Genomic DNA, 8,162 nt, shown 5'->3' with positions numbered 1-8,162 from the left:
CTCACCGCATTGACCTGAAAGGTGAATCGCTGAGAAAAGGAATTTTAAAGAGTGAAAATTAATTTTTTGTATAATTGCACCATCTCTCAAAGTGGCACGGTTTCAACCGAAATGTGTGGCACGGTCTGACCGAAATAGCCAGTTTCAGCTTCCGGCAGAAATGGATTGGCTGGACAATGAGAAACGAGAACTTCAATCGGAGCCGGAAACCAGGATGGTTACTTTGAAGGCTGTTGTTTCGGCTCATGATATTGATAATCCTTCACCGGCAGTTTTCATCATGCTGCCAGAGAAAGATTGAGCGAAAGGGGAATTTCCCCTTTTTTTGTCGTTTTTTATAGCTAGTTGAAGAATGAGCCTTAGGTGCGTTAGTTGTTGAGTATGCTGCTGTTTTGTTTGCCGAATTTGAGTGAGTTATCGTAGATTGGAGCAGCGGGTTACTTTGCATTGGCAAAGCAGAAGTACGTTATAAAACGACATTCGGCCTATTGCCCTGTTCTTGTTTCACTTTGGGAGGCCTCCTGAGCAGAACTACCCCGAAGAGATTAAAGAGGACCTGGCCGCTTTGGCCCGTGATCCCCGGTCGCCATCGCACGACAGTTTTAAATACATGGTTTACCGACTGAACTTCTATTGCAGTCTGCATCGGATGAACAAAAAAGTAATTGCCCTACCTTTGCTGAATAAAGACACCAGACTGCCGGTAATCCTTATCATCAGGAACTATAAGAGCTTTTTGCTGCGTCTACATTGCTCAAACAATGGATGTTTGCCTCTTCCAATTCTTTAGACAAATCATGGTTGAGCAGTTAACGAAAAGAATAATCTAAGTTTCATGTTGGCCATGCAGTTATATCGGATAAACTGGAAGTACCCGAGTTAGATCGTGGGTGACTGCCCCTTTTTATGAATTGCTCCAGCTGTTGTTTCCAATCGACTTTTTAAAAGATTCATATCTTCTGAAATTTTTTGATCAAGAATTTTGGCGTATATCTGCGTTGTTTTTAGTGAAGTGTGTCCGAGTACTTTCGAAACTGTTTCAATAGGAACTCCATTGCTAAGAGTTACAGATGTGGCAAAGGTGTGCCGGGCCATATGCATGGTTATACTTTTATTGATGTTGCAGACATCACCCAATTCTTTCAGGTAACTGTTCATCTTTTGATTGCTTAACACCGGAAGTAATAGCCCTTTCGTATAATTTGTGGGATAATCTCGATATTTCCCTAATATCTCCTTTGCTTTTGGAAGGATTGGAATCCTGCAGCGATTATTCGTTTTAGTTCTGTCAATTATTATCCATTCGTTCTTATCTATACCTTTTTGAAGGTGTTTTCTACTGAGTTTAGACACATCGGAATAGGATAGTCCTGTATAACATGCAAATACAAAGATGTCCCTAATGATAGCTAATCGTTCAATCTGAATTTCTTTTTCTTCAATCCTTGAAAGTTCTTCATTTGTCAAAAACTCCCGATGGGTCTCATCCAAGGCAACTTTGTATTTGCTATATGGATTTTTGGGAATGTGATCCATCGAAACAGCAAGGTTTAAAACTCGGCGGAGATGTTTATGGTAGTTCCATGCAGTATTTTGGTGAATCCCGTACTTTTTCTTAATGTATATATCAAATGAATCCAGAAAATTGTAATTGATTGAGCTAACCGAAAAATCAGCTTTTTTATATTGATGTTTGATAAATTCAGCTACCCGTTTTCGTGAAGTTTTGTAGTGTTTATATGTTCTTGATGAATAGCCTTTGTTTTCTTTTTCCCGGATGCTGTTTAGGTAGTAGTCGAAAACTATCAAAATTCCAGTGCTGTCATCGATGTTTAGCAGTTTATTTTTAATTGTAATAACATTGAAGTCCTCATCAGTAGATTTTAATTGGTTGTAGTGATCTTGAATTTCGTTTCTGATTTTGTTTAATCTGATGTTCAATATCCGGGCGGCTTCACTTCTACCTTTGAACTGCTGTCCAAATTCATCCCATTTGTCAATATCACAATATATTCCGGTTGAGAGTTCAATTCTTCTGGAATTTAATGTTACTCTAACGTAAATCGGTATTTCACCATTGTTTTTTTGCCTTGCTTTCTTCACAAGGAAGTTAATTGTCAATCTCATAATTTCTCCATTTTTAGTTTAAATGAAAATTGTTCTCGATTGGTGCTTAAAAATATCTAATTATGACGATAACTTTAAACTCCAAAATGAGTCAATTTGTGTTAATTTGTATGCTGTAATAGAGATAGTTATGAGATTTGCCGAGAACAGTTTTTTGGAAAAAATAGTTGTTCTCGATAAAGTCTCGCTTTATTTGACTTTTGATGAGCTTTTTTGACTTCAGTGTAAAAACAAAAAGCGCTTAAAATGTTGATTTTAAGCGCTTTTTGTTTTTGTTGATTTCAATGTTGTACCCAGAACAAGACTCGAACTTGCACATCCTTACGGACACTAGTCCCTGAAACTAGCGTGTCTACCAATTCCACCACCTGGGCATGAAATTATTGCTTATGTTGCCTCTTTGGTCATTCCCTCAAAGGCGATGCAAATATAGAAAAATTTTGTCCGCAGATGTTGCTGCACTGGAAAAATATTGCCTTTTTTCAATTTTTTTTGATGGCCGCTTTTTACCGACAAAACCCGCCCGTTCATCGGAATTGAAATGGTTCTGTGCCCGCAATTGCGTCACTTTGTATGCCTGAAGTTTTTAGTGTTATTAAACCAACTTGTTATGAGCTATTTAGACCAAGTGATCGATTTGTGGAACAAAAGCAATACTGCATTACCCAGCGGTATTCGTGTTTATTCGTCGGTGGAGCAGGGATTGCGCGAGACGAGATTTGATGAGTTTTCGAATGCCATGAAATCGAAAAAGATTGCAGCGAACATTTCAAGTGAGGGTTTAAAAAAGGAAAAGGCCACCCTTATTGGACTTTTAACCGACTTTTTTCGCGATAGTCTGGACTATTCGACGGAACAGTTAGATACGATTCTCTCGGATGCGATGGTGAATAGTACCTGGTCGTTCTTAAAAGCCGCAAAACGATACGATCCCGAATTGAACCCGGAAAGTGCTTTTCAGGCGTTGCGAAACGTTTGGATCCTGAATGGCCTCCAGTTTTTACTGGGGAAAAAGGTGGAACTAACCGCTTCAATTTTTGCCTATAGCATGTTGTATCCATACACGGACAATTACCTTGACGATGCCGGGATTTCAGCGATGGAAAAGTTCGCTTTTGGTGAGCGATTTGCCGATCGTTTGGCCGGACGCGATATTTGCCCGTTAAACAGGCACGAGGAAAAGATTTACCAAATGGTTGAGCTGATTGAAGGGGAGTGGTCGAGAGCGCATTATCCGGAATTGTATAAAAGTTTACTTGATATTCATGCGGCACAATCAGAGAGTGTAAAATTGATTGAAGGAGTGGCGGAGCTCAATTTCGACGAACGACTGAAAATCAGCATTCAAAAGGGCGGCACTTCGGTTGTTGCCGATGGTTTTCTGATTGCCGGAAAACTGACCGGAAAGCAGGAACAGTTTCTGTATGCTTATGGCGCCTATTTGCAATTGCTGGACGATTTTCAGGATGTGAGTGATGACCTGAATTCCCGGGTCTTGACCGCATTTTCGGCTTCAGCCAGGTCATTCGATTTGGATCTGCTGTTGAACCGGACTTACCATTTAGGGCAAGAGATTGTAAAGTTGGCCGACTCAATTGGGTCTGGGGCAGTTGCCATTTTTCAATCGCTTATGCGAAGGAGTATCGATCTGTTTTTGGTTGAGGCAGTGCAGTCGAATGCCGGTTGTTTTAGCCAGACTTTTCGGGCAGATTTCAATCAATTTTCGCCTTTAAGTTTTGCGTACATTGAAAATCAAAACGATAAGTTTTCGCCCTACCAAAATCAATTGTTTGAGCGTTTTGTGGAGCAAGCCATGCGCACGTCGGATGAGGACGAAGGGGAACTTTTTCGACCTAAAAAAAGCCTGTTGAAACAACAGGCTTAAGCAAGTATACGAACTTACGTTATTTTAAATTGGCTTTTAAAAAGTCGGTCATTTTTCGGTAAAGATGAAGCCGCGTATTTCCACCTGAAATGCCGTGCTTACGGTTGGTGTATATTGCCATGTCGAATTGAACACCTGCCTGCACCAGTGCTTCCGAAAATTCCATGCTGTTTTGTACATGCACATTATCATCGGCTGAACCATGAATCAGCAATAGTCGCCCCGCAATTCCTGCCGGATTTGACAGTGGAGAGTTGTCATTGTATCCATCTTCATTTTCCTTTGGGCTGCGCATAAAACGTTCGGTATAAACTGAATCGTAGAATTTGAAGTTTGTAACCGGAGCGACTGAAATACCGGCCTTAAACACATCGCCTCCTTTTTCCATCGAAAGCAAAGTCATAAAACCGCCATAGCTCCATCCCCAAATGGCAATGTTGGTTTTATCGACAAAAGGTAGTGTTCCCAGGTATTTTGCAGCCTCAATCTGGTCGTCCGATTCGTACTTGCCCAGTTGCATATAGGTAACTTTCCGGAAATCTTCGCCCCGGGCAGCTGTTCCGCGCGGATCGACACAGGCTACAACAAAGCCTTCTTGTGCCAGGTAGTTATACCAGTCAACCGAAAATTCGTCGGTCACTTCCTGCGAGTTCGGACCGCTATATTGAGTCATCACAACCGGGTATTTTTGGGAGGGATCAAAATTCAATGGCTTTATCATCCATCCGTTCAATTCCACTCCTTCCGATGTTTTAAATTGAAATAGTTCCTTGGGACTTATAGCATATTGTTTTAGCGTTTCAATCAGGGGCTTGTTATCTTGCAGTACCCGAATCAATTTGCCGTCGTTGCTATGCAGACTGGTCAGTTTGGGTGTTGCCAAATTACTGAACCGATTGATGAAGTATTGAAATCCGGCACTAAATTCAGCGTCATTTGTGCCGGGCTGGCTGGATAGTTTTCCTTTCTTTTTTCCATCTAAACTCACAAAATAAACCTCGCGTCGGGTGGGCGATTCTGCTGCAGCCTGATAGTAGAAAATTTTCTTTTTCGGGTCGAAACCATAAAACTTGGTCACGTCAAAATCGCCATTTGTCAATTGTCGGACTTCATATCCCTGGCGGTTGTACAGATAAAGATGGGCGTATCCGCTGCGTTCGCTGTTGACAACAAAATAGTCGTTGCCCGGCAAAATGGTGAAATCATCCAGGAATTCTTCAGCTACATAGCGTTTGTTTTTTTCGGTGTAAAAGAGGCGGCTGTCGCCTGTATTTGGATTGACTAAAAACACATCCAGTTGGTTCTGTCTCCGGTTTAGGCGCATTACTGCCAAATCGGCTGCGTCAGCCATCCATTTAATGCGCGGAATGTATTGGTCGGTTTCCTTTCCCAGATCAGCTTGCAGGGTTGTCTTCGACTTTAAATCGTGCACATGTACACTCACAATCGAATTGTTTTCACCGGCTTTCGGATATTTGTAAACGTATTCGCCGGGATAGAGCGAGTATTCATCCAACTCAGAACTGAGACCTTTGTACATGGGGATGCTCATTTCCGGAACTTCACGTTCGTCGAAACGAATGAAGGCCAGAAATTTCGAATCCGGCGACCAGGCAAATGCCTTGTTGAATCCAAATTCTTCTTCATAAACCCAATCCGGAATTCCGTTGATGATTTCGTTGAATTTACCATCTGTTGTTACCTGATTTTCGGTTCCGAATTTGAGACTTTTCACAAACAGGTTGTTTTCGCGCACAAAAGCTACGCGTTCTCCATCGGGCGAAAAAGTGGCAACCTGCTGTTTGCCTTTTGCCGACAGCTGGCTCAGTTCGTTGGTAACCGAATTCCAGATGTAGTACTCAGCGGTGAATGAATGACGGTAAATTTTTTCACGCGCGGTGGTCAATAATATTTTTGTTTCGTCATCGCTAAACTCATAGGAAGAAAAAGCCGATATCGGCGCGTCTTTTAAGGTCGCCAGATCGAAAAGAATGGCCACTTTCTCACCTTTTTGGTAGCTGTATTTTACAATTTTGCTTCCTTCCTCAAGGGTGGTGTAATGGGCACCATCTTTCATCGAATATAAGCCACTTACCGATTTTTGTTTAAAGGTATGATTGACTTGTATATCTTCTAAGGTGATTGGCTTTTGCGAAAGCGCCGGATAACTCAATCCCGCGATCAGGATCAATAGATAAATAATCTTGTACATGCTTAAACTATATTTTTTTGAAGGTTTCAAAACAGTAAAAAATATCTTAATAAAAAAAGCGGAAATGTTTCGAATTTAGATTATTCCTGCTTGATTGCGGCCAAAAAATCGCTGATTTTGGAAAAAAAGGACGATCTACTTTTTAACTAAGTTGAATTTTGTATTATTGTTCCAGTTAACCAACCACTTTATTAATATGAAGAAGATAGTTCTAAGCACAATGTTAGCTACAGCCGGAATGGCAACAGCTTTTGGGCAATCAGATGTGTCTGATATGTTGCGATTTGGAACACACGACGCGAATCTGTTGATCGAGGCGTACATTGAGCCATATGCCAAAGGCCTTGGAGTAGGGATGAATAACTCGTGGTACTATACTGCCGAAACGCATAAGATGTGGGGCTTCGATCTGGCATTTGCGGTGAGCGCTTTTCAGGTTCCCGGATCGGATAAAACGTTTGATGTAAACGAATTGGGATTGAAGTATTTATATGCTCAGCCAGGAAGTAGTATGGCTTCAACGGCTGCCGGTAATACAAATGGGGTAACCTTGTATTACGACGCGGAGTATCAGGGGCAAACAGTTGCGGTTCCTTATTTTTCGACTCCGAACGGAAGTGAAGTGGATCTGGTTCCGGTTCCGATTGTGCAGGCAACCTTTGGCCTGCTGCCAAACACCGATGTAATCGGTCGTTGGATTCCGACAACGAAGTTCGATATTGATGGAGAGGATGCTGAAGTCGGTTTATGGGGGATTGGGTTGAAACATAACATTCGCCAATCGCTTCCTTTTATCAAGCATTTGCCGATCGATATCTCTGTTTTTGGTGCGTATTCCGAAATTTCAGGGGAGTCAGGAATAGAATTTGACTACACGAACTATGGTCTTTCGAATCCTGCCGGTTATACCATTGACCCGGATCAAAAAGGCGAATTGACCTCAAAGAATCTTAAATACGGTTTAATTGTTTCGAAGAAGTTCTCTGTAATTACATTGTTTGCATCCGTGACCGAAAACAGTAGTAAGACCAGTTTTAATATTCTTGGTAGTTATCCAATCCCTGATCCTGGACAAATAGGAGAGGATGTTACGAGTTACGACGATTTAATTACAGATGCAATGGGGATTGAAGAGGATCCGATTAGTTTAAACTACGATGATCGTTATATCGGGATTGATGCCGGATTCCGTTTAAAACTCGCATTCTTTAGTTTGTTCGGTTCAGTTAGTAAATCAGAGTATATCACATACAATGGCGGTATCAGCTTTGGATTCCGTTAGTCGGCTTCTTTTGTTGAAAAGCATTGCAATCAGCAATCATACTTGCAAGGCACTCGAAAGAGTGCCTTTTTTATTGAATAGGAAGGGCGTATCTTATTCATTCGGTCTGAATTTCAGTTCTTTATGATGTTCCTGAAATTAAGGATGACCGAGCACCCTAACGTCGAACCCAAAGCTTTTTATAACGCTTCCGGTTGCGATTGGCGGTGCAATGAAAAACACTCTTCTTAAACTTAGGTTCTTTTATGACGAATTTGGCGAAACGTTTAATTGCCATAAAATCCGATGAATGTCGCCGCGAACAGATAAGAATAATTATCTTTGCAGGCCGAAAAAAGCAAACCAAAATACCTTAAGTATTGTGTTTTGGAATATAAGTTAGCTTGAAAAAGCTTTTTAGCGAAAATTAATAAGAGGCTGAAAACCTCGAATTCATGAATTGACAGATGATAAAGATTACATTACCTGACAACAGTGTACGCGATTTCGAAAGCGGAGTAACCGGTCTCGAAATCGCAAATGCCATTAGCAGCCGTTTGGCAAAAGATGTTTTGGCGGTTTCAGTAAATGGTGAAGTTTGGGATTTAAACCGTCCCATTAATCAGGATTCAGCTATCAAATTATTCACGTGGGACGATCGTGAAGGAAAGGAAACT

The 8,162-nt window shown here is 41.3% G+C and carries 6 protein-coding genes and 1 tRNA gene; 4 read left to right on the top strand and 3 right to left on the bottom strand.

The window, feature by feature from the left end; translation table 11 throughout:
* Nucleotides 1-115: 115 nt before the first annotated feature.
* Nucleotides 116-301 (top strand): hypothetical protein, encoded by a 186-nt coding sequence (locus ABZD21_RS19445; protein WP_372776796.1) that lies wholly within the window; start codon nt 116-118, stop codon nt 299-301.
* A gap of 578 nt (nt 302-879) precedes the next feature.
* Here the strand turns inward: ABZD21_RS19445 and ABZD21_RS19440 are convergent.
* Complete coding sequence (locus ABZD21_RS19440) at nt 880-2,127, bottom strand: site-specific integrase (RefSeq protein ID WP_372776795.1); 1,248 nt, start codon at nt 2,125-2,127, stop codon at nt 880-882.
* Nucleotides 2,128-2,417: 290 nt separating this feature from the next.
* A tRNA-Leu gene (locus ABZD21_RS19435) sits at nt 2,418-2,501 on the bottom strand.
* Between the two features lie 236 nt (nt 2,502-2,737).
* On the opposite strand from ABZD21_RS19435, the gene ABZD21_RS19430 reads away from it, so the two are divergent.
* Nucleotides 2,738-4,012 (top strand): hypothetical protein, encoded by a 1,275-nt coding sequence (locus ABZD21_RS19430; RefSeq protein ID WP_372776794.1) that lies wholly within the window; start codon nt 2,738-2,740, stop codon nt 4,010-4,012.
* Nucleotides 4,013-4,031: 19 nt separating this feature from the next.
* On the opposite strand, the gene ABZD21_RS19425 is transcribed toward ABZD21_RS19430, so the two are convergent.
* Nucleotides 4,032-6,224, bottom strand: coding sequence for a S9 family peptidase (locus tag ABZD21_RS19425; RefSeq protein WP_372776793.1), 2,193 nt, complete (start codon nt 6,222-6,224; stop codon nt 4,032-4,034).
* 196 nt (nt 6,225-6,420) lie between these two features.
* Here ABZD21_RS19425 and ABZD21_RS19420 point away from each other — a divergent pair, with 196 nt between their 5' ends.
* Nucleotides 6,421-7,506, top strand: a complete 1,086-nt coding sequence (locus ABZD21_RS19420; RefSeq protein ID WP_372776792.1) for a DUF6588 family protein — start codon at nt 6,421-6,423, stop codon at nt 7,504-7,506.
* 446 nt (nt 7,507-7,952) lie between these two features.
* A partial coding sequence (locus ABZD21_RS19415) for a TGS domain-containing protein (protein WP_372776791.1) occupies nt 7,953-8,162 on the top strand: 210 nt, incomplete at its 3' end.

Source organism: Mangrovibacterium sp. (assembly GCF_041596335.1).
GTDB lineage: Bacteria > Bacteroidota > Bacteroidia > Bacteroidales > Prolixibacteraceae > Mangrovibacterium.
This window is presented reverse-complemented; position numbering and strand designations above follow the sequence as displayed.